The organism is Micromonospora sp. CPCC 206061 (genome assembly GCF_036906915.1).
Lineage (GTDB): Bacteria > Actinomycetota > Actinomycetes > Mycobacteriales > Micromonosporaceae > Phytohabitans.
This window is the reverse complement of record NZ_JBAKHX010000044.1, coordinates 1-15,732: the sequence shown is the minus strand read 5'-3', so window position 1 is coordinate 15,732 and position 15,732 is coordinate 1. Positions and strand designations below refer to the sequence as shown.

The 15,732-nt window shown below is 69.3% G+C and carries 15 protein-coding genes; all 15 read left to right on the top strand.

Annotated features, from left to right (window positions below; translation table 11 throughout):
* Window positions 1–57 precede the first annotated feature (57 nt).
* Window positions 58–951 (top strand): ABC transporter ATP-binding protein, encoded by an 894-nt coding sequence (locus V6V89_RS25740; RefSeq protein ID WP_334621916.1) that lies wholly within the window; start codon window positions 58–60, stop codon window positions 949–951.
* A complete protein-coding gene (locus V6V89_RS25735) occupies window positions 948–2,024 on the top strand; it encodes an ABC transporter permease (RefSeq protein ID WP_334621915.1) in 1,077 nt (358 codons plus the stop codon). Before V6V89_RS25740 ends, V6V89_RS25735 begins: the two co-directional genes overlap by 4 nt.
* A 121-nt stretch (window positions 2,025–2,145) precedes the next feature.
* Entirely contained in the window at window positions 2,146–3,609 is a 1,464-nt protein-coding gene (locus V6V89_RS25730; RefSeq protein ID WP_334621914.1) for a rhamnulokinase, read from the top strand.
* Between the two features lie 70 nt (window positions 3,610–3,679).
* The gene (locus tag V6V89_RS25725) at window positions 3,680–4,576 is read left to right on the top strand and encodes a DeoR/GlpR family DNA-binding transcription regulator (protein ID WP_334621912.1); all 897 of its coding nucleotides are present in this window, start codon (window positions 3,680–3,682) and stop codon (window positions 4,574–4,576) included.
* A 251-nt stretch (window positions 4,577–4,827) separates the two neighbouring features.
* Window positions 4,828–5,907 (top strand): ABC transporter substrate-binding protein, encoded by a 1,080-nt coding sequence (locus tag V6V89_RS25720; protein WP_334621911.1) that lies wholly within the window; start codon window positions 4,828–4,830, stop codon window positions 5,905–5,907.
* Window positions 5,897–7,474 (top strand): sugar ABC transporter ATP-binding protein, encoded by a 1,578-nt coding sequence (locus tag V6V89_RS25715; protein ID WP_334621910.1) that lies wholly within the window; start codon window positions 5,897–5,899, stop codon window positions 7,472–7,474. The genes V6V89_RS25720 and V6V89_RS25715 overlap by 11 nt, the downstream gene beginning before the upstream one ends.
* A gap of 2 nt (window positions 7,475–7,476) precedes the next feature.
* Window positions 7,477–8,436, top strand: coding sequence for an ABC transporter permease (locus V6V89_RS25710; RefSeq protein WP_334621909.1), 960 nt, complete (start codon window positions 7,477–7,479; stop codon window positions 8,434–8,436).
* Between the two features lie 5 nt (window positions 8,437–8,441).
* Entirely contained in the window at window positions 8,442–9,440 is a 999-nt protein-coding gene (locus V6V89_RS25705; RefSeq protein WP_334621908.1) for an ABC transporter permease, read from the top strand.
* Entirely contained in the window at window positions 9,437–10,480 is a 1,044-nt protein-coding gene (locus V6V89_RS25700; protein WP_334621907.1) for a Gfo/Idh/MocA family protein, read from the top strand. Before V6V89_RS25705 ends, V6V89_RS25700 begins: the two co-directional genes overlap by 4 nt.
* A 114-nt stretch (window positions 10,481–10,594) precedes the next feature.
* On the top strand, window positions 10,595–11,515 hold the full coding sequence (locus tag V6V89_RS25695) for a hypothetical protein (protein ID WP_334621906.1): 921 nt from the start codon (window positions 10,595–10,597) through the stop codon (window positions 11,513–11,515).
* A 91-nt stretch (window positions 11,516–11,606) separates the two neighbouring features.
* On the top strand, window positions 11,607–13,118 hold the full coding sequence (locus V6V89_RS25690; RefSeq protein WP_334621905.1) for a serine/threonine-protein kinase: 1,512 nt from the start codon (window positions 11,607–11,609) through the stop codon (window positions 13,116–13,118).
* Between the two features lie 11 nt (window positions 13,119–13,129).
* On the top strand, window positions 13,130–13,759 hold the full coding sequence (locus tag V6V89_RS25685) for an FHA domain-containing protein (protein ID WP_334621904.1): 630 nt from the start codon (window positions 13,130–13,132) through the stop codon (window positions 13,757–13,759).
* Window positions 13,734–14,384: a hypothetical protein gene (locus tag V6V89_RS25680; protein WP_334621903.1), complete on the top strand. Its 651-nt coding sequence runs from the start codon at window positions 13,734–13,736 to the stop codon at window positions 14,382–14,384. The genes V6V89_RS25685 and V6V89_RS25680 overlap by 26 nt, the downstream gene beginning before the upstream one ends.
* Entirely contained in the window at window positions 14,384–14,611 is a 228-nt protein-coding gene (locus V6V89_RS25675) for a hypothetical protein (RefSeq protein WP_334621902.1), read from the top strand. The genes V6V89_RS25680 and V6V89_RS25675 overlap by 1 nt, the downstream gene beginning before the upstream one ends.
* A 452-nt stretch (window positions 14,612–15,063) precedes the next feature.
* Window positions 15,064–15,732, top strand: a 669-nt coding sequence (locus V6V89_RS25670) for an RICIN domain-containing protein (RefSeq protein WP_334621901.1), incomplete at its 3' end; no start/stop codon positions are given.

Genomic DNA, 15,732 nt, shown 5'->3' with positions numbered 1-15,732 from the left:
CATGCGATCCTCCCGGCGCTGGACGCGGCCGCGTCTGGCCCTGCCTAGCGTCGAGTCATGACACAGTTGCTGCGTCTGGACGGGCTGAACCGGGCCTTCGGCGGACGGCAGGCGCTCAAGGACGTCACGTTCGACGTGGCGCCCGGTCGGCTGACCGGCTTCGTTGGCGCCAACGGCGCGGGCAAGACCACCGCCATGCGGATCATCCTCGGCGTGCTCGCCGCCGACTCCGGCACGGTGACCTGGGGCGGCGCCCAGCTGACCCGCGATCATCGCCGGCGTTTCGGCTACATGCCGGAGGAGCGCGGCCTCTACCCCAAGATGACCGTCCGGGAACAGCTGAGTTACCTCGGCCGGCTGCACGGCCTGACCGCCGTCGCGGTCGCACGGAACATCACCGGCCTGCTCGACCGGCTGGGGATCGGCGAGCGGGCCGACGAGCAGCTCGAGAAGCTGTCGCTGGGCAACCAGCAACGGGTCCAGATCGCGGCCGCGCTGGTGCATGAGCCGGAGTTGCTGGTCCTCGACGAGCCGTTCTCCGGCCTCGATCCGATCGCCGTGGACACGGTCGTGGCCGTGCTGCGCGAGCAGACCGCCGGCGGCGTACCGGTGCTGTTCTCCAGTCATCAGCTCGACGTGGTCGAGCGGCTCTGCGACGACCTGGTCATCATCGGCGACGGCGCCATCCTCGCCGCCGGCCGGCGGGACGAACTCCGTGCGGCCTATGCCCTGCCGAGGTACGAGATCCGGGTCGCCGGCGACGCCGGTTGGCTGCGCGACCAGCCCGGCGTGACCCTGGTAGACCTCGACGGGCGGCACGCGGTGTTCGACCTCGCCGCCGGAGCCGACGACCAGGCCGTGTTGCGGGCGGCGCTCGCCCGCGGGCCGGTGCGCGCGTTCAGCCCGGTCGCCCCGTCCCTCGCCGAGATCTTCCGGGAGGTCGCCCGGTGACCACACTCGACGCCGTCCGCCTCGTCGCCGCCCGGGAGATCCGGGTCAAGCTGCGCGACAAGGCGTTCCTCTGGAGTACGGCCATCTTCCTGCTCATCGCGGTCGGCGCGACCGTCCTGCCCGGGGTCTTCGCCGGTGGGGCGTCGTCGGTGGCCGCCGTCGCCGGCCCGGCCGCGACCGCGCTGGCCGACGCCGGCCTCGACGTCCGTACCGTCACCGATGACGCCGCGGCCGAGCGGCTCGTCCGCGACGGCGACGTCGACGCGGCCGTGGTCGCCGGTCCGCGGGTGCTCGCGATGGACGACGCGCCCTCCGACGTCGTGGAGGCGCTCAGCGCGCAGCCACCCGTGGAACTGCTCGATCCGAACGCCGTCGACCCCGTGCTCGCGTTCATGATCCCGTACGCGTTCGCATTCGCCTTCTTCATCACCTCGCTGACGTTCGGCCTACAGATCGCGCAGAGCGTCACCGAGGAGAAGCAGACCCGGGTGGTGGAGATCCTCGTGGCCACGATCCCGGTGCGTGTGCTCCTGGCCGGCAAGGTGATCGGCGGCGCCGTGCTGGCGTTCGGTCAGATCGCGCTGATCGCGGCGGCGGGCACAGCCGGCGCCCGGCTGGCTGACGCACCGGACAACGTACTGTCGCCGCTCGGCCCGGCGATCGGCTGGTTCATCCCATTCTTCGTCCTCGGCTTCGTGATGCTGGCGGCGCTGTGGGCGGCCATCGGCGCGCTCGTCAACCGCCAAGAGGACATCGGTGGCGCGTCGATGCCGGTCCAGATGGCGATGATGCTGCCCTTCGTCGCGGTGATCGTCCTGCAGGACAACCCGCTGGTGATGACGATCCTGTCGTACCTGCCGGTGTCCTCGCCAACGGCGATGCCGGCGCGGCTGTTCGCCGGTGAAGCCGCCGCCTGGGAGCCGCTGTTGTCGCTCGGGATCCTGGCGCTGACCGCGGTGGCGACGTTGTTCGCGGGGGCGCGGATCTACGAAGGCTCGCTACTGCGGACCAACGGCCGCACGAAGATGACGACCGCCTGGCGCGACCGCGAGGCGGCCCGGCTGGCCGGCTGACAGCGGTCTTCGATCTCCACTGTGGTCGGCATGGGCGAGCGTCGACCGCATACTCGAGGCCACCAGGCATCCGGCCGACGTCGTCACGCGCCTCGACCGCGCTTCCGGCTACTCTCGGCAGGTGCCCGACTATCTGGCGGTCGATCTCGGCGCCGAGAGCGGACGCGTCGTGCGTGGCACCTTCGACGGCGGTCACCTCACGGTCGAGGAGATTCACCGGTTCGTCAACCAGCCGATGACGTTGCGGGATGGCCTGCACTGGGACGTTTCGACATTGTTCGCGGAGCTGTCCGCGGGTCTGGCCGCTGCGGCCGGGGTTGCTGGCCGTGGCCGCGCCGCGAGCGTAGGCATCGACACCTGGGGTAACGACTTCGCATTGCTTGGTCCCGACGGTGCGCTGGTGTGCGACCCCTGGCACCACCGCGACCGGCGCACGGATGGAGTCACCGCCCGGATCCTCGCTCGCGCCGAGGGCGCGGAACTGTACCGCACCACCGGCACGCCGCCGCTGCCGATCAATACGGCGACCCAGCTCGTCGCGATGGAGGGTTCAGCGCTGCTCGACGAGGCCGACCGTCTCGCTCTGCTTCCCGACCTCTTCGCGTACTGGCTCACCGGAGAGCACGCCACCGATCAGACGATCGCCAGCACCAGCCAGCTGATGGACGTCTCCGCCCGCAGGTGGTCACTCGACGTCATCAAGCAGTTGGGCGTCCCGGCCCGGCTGTTCCAGGGTGAGGTCGTACCCCCGGGCACGCCGGTCGGCCAGGTCCTGGCGAGCGGTGTGGCAGGCGCGGCACTTCCAGGGGTACCGGTGATCGCCGTCGCGGGTCACGACACCGCGTCGGCGGTCGCGGCCGTCCCAGCGGCTGGCGCCTTCGGCTACGTGTCCAGCGGCACCTGGTCCTTGGTCGGCCTGGAGCTGCCCGAGCCGGTGCTCACCGACGAGGCACGGCGGGCGGGTTTCTCGAACGAGGCCGGCGTCGGCGGGACGGTGCGGTTCCTGCGTAACGGCACGGGCCTGTGGCTGCTCCAGCGATGCCGGGCGGCCTGGCGGCGCACCGCGCCGTTGTCCTACAGCGAGTTGACCTCAGCGGCGGGGCGAGAGCCGGGTTTTCGCACCCTGTTCGATCCGGACGACCCGACGTTCCTGTGGGAGGGCGACGTGCCGGCGCGTATCGCTGAGATCTGCGCGGCGACCGGGCAGCCGGTTCCGGTCGATCCGGCTGGGACGGCCCGGTGCATCCTGGACAGCCTGGCCTGTCGGTACCGATGGACGCTGGAACGAGCCGAAGCGCTGTCCGGACACGCCGCGGAGGTGGTGCACATCGTCGGCGGCGGCGCGGCGAACACGGTGCTCTGCCAGCTGACCGCGGACGTGATGGGACGGCCGGTGTTCGCCGGCCCGGTCGAGGCCACCGCGATCGGCAACATCCTCGTCCAGGCGTGGACGGCCCGGGAACTCGGGTCGTTGGCGGACCTGCGCGCGGTGGTGCGGCGTTCGATGCCGCCGCGGATCTACGAACCGAGGCGGGACCGGGGAGAATTCGAAGCCGCGTACGCGCGTTTCGTTGCGCTCCTGTAGCCTACTTGTGATACAAGTTGACAGAAAGTGCCATGATCTGAGTCCCTGGAAGGGCAGGTAGCAACCCTCGATGTTGATCGCCGAGCGCCGCCGTCTCCTGCTCGAGCAGGTGCGTCAGCGCGGCTATGCCTCGTTCCGGGAGCTCGCCGACGAGCTGGGCATCTCGGAGTCGACGGTGCGGCGTGACCTACGTCTGATGGTGGCAGAGGGTTTGCTCGAATCGATCCGTGGTGGCGTTGGCCCGCCGCCGACGGCTACCCGCGACACCGGGCTTGCGCTCCGGCCGGATTTCGACGGCACAGCGCTCCCGCTCGGCCGTGCCAATGGAGCCGGCGCGGTCGGCGCGCAGGCCATGAGTGGCGGCGCGGACGGGATCGGTCGCCAGGACGCGTTTGAGCTGGGGGACGACCCGGTCCCCGTCGAGCGGCAAGCCATCGCGGCGCATGCCGCGGCGCTGGTCAAGCCCGGAAGTGCGATCCTGCTCGGGCCGGGCCGGACGACCGTCGCCCTCGCCCGCGAGCTCACCACGATCAGTTCCCTCACCGTGGTCACGAATTCCGTGCTCGTGACCCAGGCGTTGTTGCGGGCGCCGCAGATCGACGTGGTGATGGTGGGTGGCGCGCTGCGCCGCTCGATCGGCGCCCTGGTCGGCCCCGTCACCGAGCAGAACCTGCAGGGGCTGCGGGGCGACCAGGTCTTTCTCTCCGGTGACGGTGTGACGGTCGATCGCGGGCTCACCACGCCGAACGTGTTCGCGGCCGCCACCGATCAGGCGTTGATGGCGGCCGGGCGTCAGGTGGTGGTCCTCGCCGACCGCACCAAGCTGGGCAATGACACGATGTGTCAGACGGTGCCGGCCAATCGCATCGACGTACTGGTGACCGATTCGGGTGCCGATCCGGAGATGCGCCGCCTTCTCGCCGCTACCGGCATCGATGTACGAGTGGTCCCGGTGGGACCCGCCTGAGCGGACCTTCAGTGCCGTGTCAGTAGGCGCTGCGTCCCTTTGACTCCGCTTTAGTCGGATTGCGGCCGTTCTCATAAGTGTTTCCGGCGCGCGCTGCCCAGGCTTTGCCGTTCAGCTCTTGACAGCAGTTGACACCTAGCGGCTACTCTCTGGTCAGATCCTGTCAGAGCCCTTCACTTTCCATCATGTTCTTGCTGTTCATGGCAGGCGGCGCTCGCGCGCCGACACGCTCCTACGAACGGAGTCCGCCGATGTCCGGGTCACGTGGCGTCGCCAGGAACGCGATCGCCGTCGCCTCCCTCCTCACCCTCGCGCTCGCGGTGAATGGCTGCACCAAGGCGGCTGACGAATCTCCCACCAACACGACCAGCGCGGCGCAGCAGCAGGTACAGGGCACCGCCGGTGTGGGGGCGTGCACCTATGACAAGTACAACGGCGGCGTTCCGAAACTCGACCTCAAGAACGTCACCGTCGGGTTCGCGCAGTCGGAGAAGGAAGCAAACCCCTTCCGCATCACGGAGACCCAATCGATCAAGGATGAGGCGGCCAAGCGGGGCATCAAGCTGATCACGACCAACGCGCAGTCCGATCTCAACAAGGAGATCGCCGATATCCAGGGGATGATCGCCCAGGGCGCCAAGGCGTTGATCATTTCTCCGTTGAACTCCGAGGGCCTCGATCCGGCGCTCAAGGCGGCGCAGGACGCCAAGGTGCCGATCATGACCATCGACCGGTTGCTGACCACGAAGACGGCCTGCACCGACTACATCGGATGGATCGGCTCTGACTTCGTCGAGCAGGGCAAGCGCGCCGCGGATGCCATGATCAAGGTTACCGGTGACAAGGGTGACGTCGCGATCCTGCTCGGCGCCTCGGGCGTCAACGTGACCGTTGACCGCACGAAGGGTTTCAAGGACCAACTGGTCGCCAAGAACTCCGGCCTGCGGATCGTGGCAGAACAGACCGGCGACTTCACCAGGGAGAAGGGTCAGAAGGTCACCGAACAGCTCATCACGGCCAACTCCAACATCACCGCGATCTACGCCGAGAACGACGAGATGGCGCTGGGTGCCGTGGCCGCGCTCAAGGCGGCCAACAAGAAGCCGGGCGACGTCAAGATCATCACGATCGACGGGACCAAGGGTGCTGTGCAGGGCATCCTCGACGGGTGGATCTCCGGGGTGATCGAGTCCAACCCGCGGTTCGGACCACTTGCGTTCCAGGCGCTGGAGGACTTCTACAGCGGCAAGGGCGTGCCGGAGAAGACCATCATCTCCGACAAGGAGTACACAAAGGAGAACGCCCCGACCGAGCTGGCCAATGCGTACTAGCGAGGCAGGCACGACGGCGCCGGCGCTGCGGGTGCGGGCGGTGAGCAAGCGGTTCGCGGGCGCAAGGGCACTCGACGGGGTATCGCTCGACCTCAACCCGGGCGAGGCTCATGCCCTGGTCGGTGAGAACGGCGCCGGCAAGTCGACTTTGATCAAGCTGATCACCGGCGTCCACCGTCCCGATGAGGGCCAGGTGTACTACGACGGCGAGCCGGTCCAGTTCGCGGGACCCCGGGACGCTCAGGCCGCGGGTATCAGCACCATCTATCAGGAGGTCAGCCTCGTACCGCTGCGGAGTGTGGCCGGAAACCTGTTCCTTGGCCGGGAGCCGACCAACCGCCTCGGTCTGGTCAGTTTCCGCCGGATGAACCGGCAGGCGCGCGACGTGCTGCAGCGGTACGGGATCACGGTCGACGTCCGCCGGCCCCTCGGCGAGCTCGGCCTCGGGGTCCAGCAGATGATCGCCGTGGCCCGCGCGTTGTCCACCGACGCCCGAGTGGTCATCATGGACGAGCCGACGTCGTCGCTGGAGCCGCGCGAGGTCGACCGGCTGGTCGCGGTCATCGAGCTGCTGCGCCGCCAGCAGATAGCGGTGCTGTACGTGACACACAAACTCGACGAGGTTTTCCGCGTCTGCCAGCGGGTCACCGTGCTGCGTGACGGCCAAGTTGTCCACAGTGGATCCGTTGCGGACACCAACCGGCTCAGGCTGGTAGCCATGATGCTCGGCCGCGCCGTAGCGGATGTGCGCGAGCACGGAGCCACCAGCTTCAGCGAGGAGCATCACGCGGCATCGGGGGAGCCGGTCCTGCGGGCCGAAGGGCTGACCCGCCGGCCGCTGCTCTCGCGGGTCAGCGTCGACGTGCACGCTGGCGAGGTGGTCGGGTTGGCGGGCCTGCTCGGGTCCGGGCGCACCGAGACCGCGAAGGCCGTGTTCGGAGCCGAGCCGGTCGACAGCGGCTCTGTTCATGTCCGCGGCCACGCGGGCGGCGCCGCCAAGCGGGCCCGTCGCTGGTCACCGGCCGCCGCCATCCGGCACGGCCTGGGCATGGTGCCCGAGGATCGCGCGGCCGAGGGTGTGATCGGCGAGCTGTCGGTACGCGACAACATCGTGCTCGCCGCTCTGCCACGGCTCACCCGGGCAGGGTTCCTCTCCGACCGGCGGCAGGACCGGCTGGTGGACACGTTCGTCAAGCGCCTGCAGATCAAGCTGTCCAGCCCGCACCAGAAGGTACGGGAGCTGTCAGGTGGCAACCAGCAGAAGGTGCTGCTGGCTCGGATGCTGTGCCTGCACCCGGCGGTGCTCATCCTCGACGAGCCGACCCGCGGCATCGACGTGGGCGCCAAGGCCGAGATCCAGGCTCTCATCGACGAACTGGCCGCGCAGGGCCTTGGCGTCCTGCTGATCTCGTCCGAATTGGAGGAGCTCGTCGAGGGCGCCGACCGAGTACTCGTGCTGCGCGATGGCGCCGTCGTGGGAACGCTGCGCGGGGCGGACATCGACGAGGACCGGATCATGCACACGATCGCGGCGGCGCCACCGGACGCCGCGGCGTCCGGGGAGTGATCGTGACTGTCCAGGCCGTCGGGCGGCGCGGCCGCACCAACCCACGGGAACAGCTCCAGGCGGCGGGCGTCTATCTGGCCATCGCCGCACTTCTGCTGTTCAACCTGGCCTTCACCCCACACTTCGCGACGGTTACCAACCTGCGCCTCCAACTGATACAGGTCGCACCGGTCGCGATCGTAGCCGTGGGGATGGCGCTGGTCATCGCGACCGAAGGCATCGACCTGTCGGTCGGCTCCACAATGGCCATCGCCGCCGCGCTCATCCCGCTCTACATCGGGTACGGCGCGTGGCCGGCGATCGCGGTCGCACTGCTCGCCGGGGTGGCCGTCGGCTTGGTCAACGGTGGCCTGGTCGCGTTCGCCGGCATGCAACCGATCATCGCGACACTCGGACTGCTGGTGGCTGGGCGGGGACTCGCGCTGGTGCTCGCGGACGGCCGGCTTGTCGAGCTGTTCGATCCGACGCTGGGCGCGTTGGGCAACAGCGCGGTGCTCGGCCTGCCGGTGAGCCTCCTTATCGTGGTCGGCGTCGCGGCGGTGGCCGGCATCGCGATGCGACGCACGGCGTTCGGCCGCCGGGTCCTGGCCATCGGTGGCAACCGTGCCGCGGCCAACCTGGCCGGGCTGCCCGTCAAGCGCACCCTCGTTACGGTGTACGCGTTCAGCGGCCTCCTAGCGGCCAGCGCCGGAATACTCAGCACAGCGCGCCAGAGCGCCAGCGATCCCTCCTTCGTCGGCCTGCTCATCGAGCTCAGCGCGATCACCGCGGTCGTCGTCGGCGGCACTCCGCTGTCGGGCGGCCGGGTGCGCATTCTCGGAACGCTGATGGGTGCGCTGCTGATGCAGCTCATCACGGCCACCATCATCCAGCACAACCTGCCTGACTCCACGGCGCGCATGGTCCAGGCGGCGATCATCGTGGCGGCCGTGTACATCCAACGTGGACGGAGCCGGATGTGACAGTCGTGGCGGACACTCCAACCGGGAATCCGGCGGCGCTTCGACGCCTGCGGTCCGAGCCGCTCGCCCTGTGGGCCCGGCGCGGCAGCGCGCCGCTCGTGCTTGTGCTGGTGCTCGTGGCCGGGTCCGCCGTGTTCGGCGGACGCTTCGCCAGTGCCCTGAACTTCGGCAACATCGCGCTGGACAGCTCGTACCTCCTACTCATCGCGATCGGTATGACGTTCGTCATCGTCAGCGGCGGGATAGACCTGTCGGTCGGTTCGCTCCTCGCGCTATCCGGCGTCCTGACGGCGTACGCGTCGCGGTGGGGCTCGCTGCCCGCCCTGCTCGTACCACTCGGTGTGTGCGCCCTGTTCGGTCTGGCCAACGGGCTGCTCGTGGGACGAGCCCGGATCGCGCCGTTCATCGTGACCCTCGCCGCGCTGCTGTTCGCCCGGGGTCTGGCGTTCGCCGTGTCCGCAGAGGGCAATCAGGTTCACATCATCCCACCGGAGCTTGCGTTGACCCGGATTGGCCAGGCTCGGTTTCTCGGCCTCGGGGCACCGGTGTGGTTCGCCCTGACGGTGTTCGCCATCGGGCTCGTCGTGCTCAACCGGAGCCGGTTCGGTCAGGCCGTGTTCGCCATCGGCGGCAGCGAGGAAGCGGCCGAGCTGATGGGCCTGCCGGTGCGCCGGGTCAAGACCGTGGTGTACGTGTTGAGCGCGGTATTGACCGGGTTCGCCGGCGTGCTGGTCGCCGCACAGACGCAGTCGGGCCTGCCCACGATCGGCGAGGGGCGGGAGCTGGAGGCGATCGCGGCCGTCGTGATCGGCGGGACGCTGCTGTCGGGTGGAGCCGGATCGCTATTCGGCACGTTGGCCGGCGTCCTGCTGCTGAAGGTAATCCAGAACCTCATCAACCAGGTCGGCACGCTGACCGCCTACTACCAGCAACTCGTAAGCGGAGCGTTCCTCATCGTCGTGGTGCTCATCCAGTCGCGACTGGCGCGCCGGAGCCCGCGGTGAGCGCGGCCGCCAGCCGCGCGCCCGGCGTCGCGCCGCCGCGGGAGCCGGACCGCGGCGGGCAACCGACACGGGTTGCCGTGGTGGGCACCGGAGCCTGGTGGGGCCTACAGCACGCCAACGTGTTCTCCTCGCGTCCGGACACCAAACTGGTCGCGATCGTCGGTCGCGATCCGACCCGCACCGCGGCGCGGGCGCACGAGTACGGCGTACCGGCCTATGTGGACATCGAGGAGATGCTGGACCGGGAGTGTCCGGATCTGGTGTCGCTCTGCCTGCCCAATGAGGGCCATTTCGAACCGACGCTGCGGGTCATCCGGGCCGGATTCCCGCTGCTGGTCGAGAAGCCCCTGGTGTTCAGGCCAGAGGAGGGAGCCATGCTGCTGGCCGAAGCGCAGGCACGCGACCTTTTCTTCGCCATCAACTTCAACCACCGGTACGCCCAGCCCGTCCGGATGGCACGCGCGGCGGTGGATCGCGGAGACCTCGGTCAGCCGGTGTTCGCGACGTGGCGGTTCGGTGGGGAGCCAGGCAGCAGCGCGCATCCACACGCCAACCTGATCGAGACTCAGTGCCACGGTCTGGACATGCTGGAGTACCTGTGCGGTCCAGTCGATTCGGTGATGGCTCAGATGACCGATGTCACCGGGCGTGGCTGGTCGACGCTGGTGGTGGCGCTGCGCTTCGCCAGCGGCGCGGTCGGCAGTCTGGTGGGTAGCTACGACTCCTCGTACGCCTACCTTCCAACGCACCTCGTCGAGGTGAACGGCACGGCGGGCCGGCTGGTCATCGAGGACACCGTGCGTCGCTTCACCTTCCAGGCGGCCGGCGACGAGACCGCCCGCGTGTGGCAGGCCGGGTACTTCAACGACCAAGACCGGGACTTCCATCACACGTTCGACCGCCACGTCGACGATCTGCTCGACGCGCTGCGGCAAGGGCGCGAGCCGCCGGTACACGCGCGAGCCGGGCAGCGGGCCCTTGTCGTGGCCAACGCCATCATCCACTCATTCGAGACCGGTACGCGGGCGACCGTCGGGTGAATGAGATGTTGTCCGCCACCTATCCGAAAGGTAAGGCGAGTGTCGCGAAGGGAGTTGGCCATTGTGTCTCCGCGGCCATGTCGGCGGGTGCCCGCCGGCTGCGACAGTGATCGCATGAACGCGATGCGGAGAGGTGGCGGTATCGCCGCCGTGCTGGCCGGAGCGCTGGCGTTGTCCGGCTGTGGGGCGGCGGAGCGGGACGGCGCCGGGACGGTCGCCGCCAGCGGGCAGCCGGCGACCGCCGCGGCGGCGCGGACGGACGTCCAGGTGAACCGCTCCTACTGGTACGCCGGTTTCAAGGTGACCCTCGGCACGGCGCGCCTGTCGTCGGCGAACTCCGATGCCGATGGGTCACCAGTGCTGGTCATCGACGCGACATTTCAGAACCTCAGCCCGGACCGGGCCGCCGAACCGCCCGGAGACCTGCTACTGACCAGCGGCGCCGACAGCTACGACAAGCTGTCGGAGGCGCATGCGGATCTGCCCGAGGTTCCGGCTCAGCGCAGCAAGACAGGAAAGATCGCGATCGAGGTGGACGACCGGTTCGAGCTCTCGCAGGGGGTGCTGACGGTCGGCGAGCCGCGGTCCCGGCAGGCCACCGTGCCGCTGGCCCGACCGGACGGGGCGATCCTGCTGGAGCCCCGGCCGATCAGCATCCGGGGCCGGGTGCATCCCGAAGGCAGGAAGGACGTCTTCGTCACCGTCACCGGCGGCGAGGTCCGCGCCGACGACTCGGCGAATCTCGCGCAGGCGCCCGCCGGTCAGGAGTACGTCCTGATCTCGTTCACGGCCACCAACGACGGGGCTGCCGGGATGACGTACGTGTTCGACCGGGACCTGAATCTGGTCCTGCCCGACGGCAGCAAAGTCGGGAACGCGGGCTCCTGCAGCCGGGCGCAGGTGCACGTCCAGCCGCATTCGACGGTGACACCGGACGGCCCGGCTTGCTTCGCGGTCCCCGCACCGGCTACCGGCGCATACCGCTTCGTCTGGGACAACAAGGACAGTGCGGGCCTGCGGTTCTCCATCGATTGAGGATTCTGAGAGGCGGTCGCCCGTGCTTACAATCCGGCCGGACGAAGCGACCGTGAGGACATTCATGACGCAAGGCGGGGCGGATGCACCCGTGCCTACCGGCACGCTGACAGGCTCGACGGGCGGCGCGCCCGGCGAGCCTTCTCCGGCCGGGCCGCTGCTGCCTGGCGACCCACGCCAGCTCGGTCCTTACCGTGTCGTCGGCCGTCTGGGTGAGGGCGGCATGGGCACGGTCTTCCTCGCCACTGACGTCGCCGCCCGCGGCGGCGCGCCGGTGGCGATCAAGGTGATCCGCTCCGAGTACGCCCGTGACGAGGTGTTTCGTGCGCGGTTCCGCCGGGAGGCCGAGGCCGCCCGCCGGGTGGCCCGGTTCTGCACCGCGCAAGTGCTCGACGTCGTGCTCGACGGCGATGTGGCCTACCTGGTGACCGAGTTCATCGACGGCCCGACGCTGGCCGCCTGGATCGCACAGGGCGGCCCGTTGCGCGGGTCTATGTTGGACAGTCTGGCGACCGGCGTGGCCGCCGCACTCAACGGCATCCACGCCGCCGGCATCGTGCATCGCGATCTGAAGGCCGGCAACGTACTGCTGTCCCGGCTCGGCCCGAAGGTGATCGATTTCGGGATCGCTCGCGCCACGGACCATGCGGTTGCCCGCACCGATTCCGGCCCGGTGATCGGCACGCCCGCCTACATGGCGCCGGAGCAGTTCGACGGGAAGATCGTCGCGGCGTCGGACGTCTTCGCGTGGGGCTGTGTGATCACGTATGCGGCGACGGGGCGGACGCCTTTCGGCGCCGGCACGCCGTACGAGTTGATGCGGCGTGTGATCAGCGACGAGCCGGACCTGTCCGGGCTGGAGCCGCCGCTGCGCGACCTGGTCGGTCGTACCCTGTGCAAGCGGCCGGAGCAGCGGCCCACCGCGCGCGAGCTGCTGCTGGCTCTCGTGGGTGATAGAACCGACCCGGTGCTCGCGACCACCAAGATGCTGGACGCGACGGACTGGACCCTCCCGGACGCGCCGCACGATGCCGCGCCGTCCCGTGGCGAGCGGCGGCGGATCCCGTACCGGTCGCTCGCCCTGGCCGCGGTCGCCGTCGCGACCCTGGTGACGGCCCTGACTCTGCTTCCCGGCCTGGGCACGCCCGGCAACGACGGCGCCCAACCCGGCCCCACGCCGACCGGCACCGTGACCGCCGGGACGGCCACGCCGGCCAACAGCGCCAGCTCCGGTGGAAGTCCTGCCAGCCCCGGTGGAAGCAGGGCCACCGCCGGCGCAAGCCCGGCCGGCACCGCCGGCCGCAGCATCAGCCTCGACGTCCGCGTGCCGGAGAGCGGTACGGCCGTCCTCGGCATCGGGGAGGTCGACCGCTACCACCTCGTGCTGGTTAGCGGCAGCCGTGTCTACCTGCAGGGCGTCGCCGAGAATTGCGGCGCTCACCTGCTGCCTTGGACGCTGGTCCGCGGCGGCCGCACCGTCGCCGGTGCGAATCTGACGTGCGGGCGGCATGGGCCACTCCAACTCGACGCCGGAGACTACGAACTGCGAGTCGGTGGGCCCGGCGTCGATGGCCGCTACGCGCTGCGGCTGATTCGGGCGTAGGGCGGCCCGGAATGAGACATCACCTAGAGGCATGGACGCCGGCTGGCCCGCAGGTCGTGTCGTTGGACGGCGACCGGCTGACACTCGGCAGCGCAGACTCCAACGATCTCGCGGTGCCAGTCGATCGCAGGCTGTCCCGGCTGCACGCCGTACTTCAGCGCTACCCGGCCGGTTGGTGTGTGCGAGACCTCGGCTCCCGGAACGGAACGTTCGTCAACGGCCAACGCATCTGGCAGGACCGGGCGCTGGTCGACGGCGACGAGATCCGGGCCGGCTCGTCGCGCTTCGTCTACCGAACCGGCCGCGGGGCGGTGATCGCGGGCCCGCCGACCGAGGGCGCGGCGGCCGGACCGGCGTTGACCGCCCGGGAGCGGGACGTGTTGATCCATCTTTGCCGCCCGCTGCTGACCCACCAGTTGTTCACCGAGCCCGCCTCCAGCCGCGAGATCGCCGCGGCGCTGGTGGTTACCGAGGCCGCGGTCAAACAGCACCTGCTGCGCCTGTACGAGAAGTTCGGCATCGATGGTGACGGCGACCGGCGACGGGTCCGGCTCGCCAACGAGGCCATGGCACGGTTGTCGGTCACGCTGGCCGATCTGCGTGGAGCGTCGGGCGGTGATGGCGGCGTTGGACGCCTTTGACGCCTGGCTGGCGTACCTGTTCGACCGGCCGGCCGAAAAGCGCCGCCGCGCCGAGCCTGCGTCGACGGAGTGGATGACCAGGCACGCTCCGCACGATGGTCCGGTGGCAGCGGCGGAACGGATCCGTCGCCTGTTCGGTGACGCCGGCAACCTGCTGCGCCCGTACTCCGATGAACAGGTCGGGCTCGGGCTCGGCTACATCGTGGACAGCTCCTACGACGGTGAGATCCGGGCACTCGCCGACCCTCGGGTGCCACGGGTGGTTCGTATCGGTGGACTGCGCTCCATCCGTAGCCTGTTCGCCGAGGTCTTCGCCCAGCGTCTGGAGGGCGACGACCTCGGCGGCAGATGCAGGACGACGCTGGAGCACGTCTGCTTCATGTTCTGGGACATCGCGCCCGTCGGCCGGCTCGGCGACGACACGATCCTGGACGTGCTGGAGGACACCCTGGCACTGGACTCGACCGCGTGCCACTGGGCTGCATTGCACGGGCTGGGCCACGCATATCACGACGCGCCAGGCCATGTGCCGGGCATAGTGGACAGTTGGTTGCGGTCACACCGCGAGATATCGCCGGCGCTGCGCGAATACGCCACCCTTGCCCGCATGGGCGCAGTCAACTGATGAGCATTGCCTGTCCCGCTGGTCGGCCGAGCGCCGCGGTACGGCTTGAGCGCGACGGTAACCAGGAGGACATCACCAACGACGCGATCACGTCCTGGTCGACCGTGCCGTGCCACCGCTTCGAGTGCTCCGACAACCCGGGCGGCGAGCATCTCTCGCTCGCCAGCGCGCCCGCCGTTCTCGGGCGCCTAGTCGACAACCTGCGCCGGCCGAAGTCGGCCTGCTGACGTCGCGACAGCTCTGTAGGCGCCCCGCATGGCCGCTGGCCCGACCGCTACGTGCTCGCGTGTAGCGGTGGGGCCGGCACCCGTCCACGCGCCAAGACGGTAGCGGCACCGGGAGGGCGGGAATCTTGTGCCGGATCGGTTTAGCGTGACGGCCGTCGAGCCTCGGCGAGACCGGGCTCATCACGCAGGACTTCTTCCGAAACATTCCCGAGACATCTTGACGTGCGTCACTGTTATCGTTCACAGTCCATGGAGTGGTGCGTTCCAGTCGCACCGCCGGTCGGCGACCTATCGCCGTACAGCCATACATATTCCTGCCCGAGTAGCCGTTTGTTAGCGTTGTTAACGCTAACAAACGTCGATGTCGATGCCTGGGTCGCCCGTGCGTGGGTGGCGTCCGCGCCGATGGGCGCTTCATGTCGGCGGTCCCCATGATCGAAAGGAGAGATGCTATGCCAGTTAGATCTGCGCGCGCCGCGAGGTGGCGTCGCGGGTGGCGGTCGGGGTTGGCCGCCGCGGCTGCCGCGGTGGTCGTGGGCGGCGCCCTGGTCACCGTGGCCGCGACGTCGGCGTCAGCGGCCACGGTGGACACCACCGCCTGGTACGTGTTGGTGAATCGGAACAGTGGCAAGGCGTTGGACGTGTACAACCTGGCCACCAACGACGGCGCGCGGATCGCGCAGTGGGCGCGTAACGACGGTGCGTGGCAGCAGTGGCAGTTCGTCGACTCCGGGGGTGGGTACTACCGGCTCAAGTCCCGCCATTCGGGCAAGGTGCTCGACGTCTACAACTGGTCGACAGCCGACGGTGGCGCGATCGTGCAGTGGGCCGACGGTAACGGAACCAACCAGCAGTTCCGGCTCGCCGACTCGGACGGCGGCTACGTCCGGTTGATCAACCGCAACAGCAACAAGGCGGTCGAGGTGCAGGGTGCCGCGACCAACGACGGTGCGAACGTCGTGCAGTACGCGGACTGGGGCGGCAGCAACCAGCAGTGGCAGCTCGTCCGCATCGGTGGGACTACGCCGACGACTCCGACGACGACGCCACCAACCGGTACGTGCAATCTTCCGTCGAGTTATCGGTGGAGTTCGACGGGGTCGTTGGCGAACCCGAGGTCG

Coding starts and splice junctions, on each gene's coding strand:
- V6V89_RS25695 (WP_334621906.1), top strand. CDS start 10,595: ATGAACGCGATGCGGAGAGGTGGCGGTATCGCCGCCGTGCTGGCCGGA.
- V6V89_RS25725 (WP_334621912.1), top strand. CDS start 3,680: ATGTTGATCGCCGAGCGCCGCCGTCTCCTGCTCGAGCAGGTGCGTCAG.
- V6V89_RS25675 (WP_334621902.1), top strand. CDS start 14,384: ATGAGCATTGCCTGTCCCGCTGGTCGGCCGAGCGCCGCGGTACGGCTT.
- V6V89_RS25740 (WP_334621916.1), top strand. CDS start 58: ATGACACAGTTGCTGCGTCTGGACGGGCTGAACCGGGCCTTCGGCGGA.
- V6V89_RS25685 (WP_334621904.1), top strand. CDS start 13,130: ATGAGACATCACCTAGAGGCATGGACGCCGGCTGGCCCGCAGGTCGTG.
- V6V89_RS25715 (WP_334621910.1), top strand. CDS start 5,897: ATGCGTACTAGCGAGGCAGGCACGACGGCGCCGGCGCTGCGGGTGCGG.
- V6V89_RS25720 (WP_334621911.1), top strand. CDS start 4,828: ATGTCCGGGTCACGTGGCGTCGCCAGGAACGCGATCGCCGTCGCCTCC.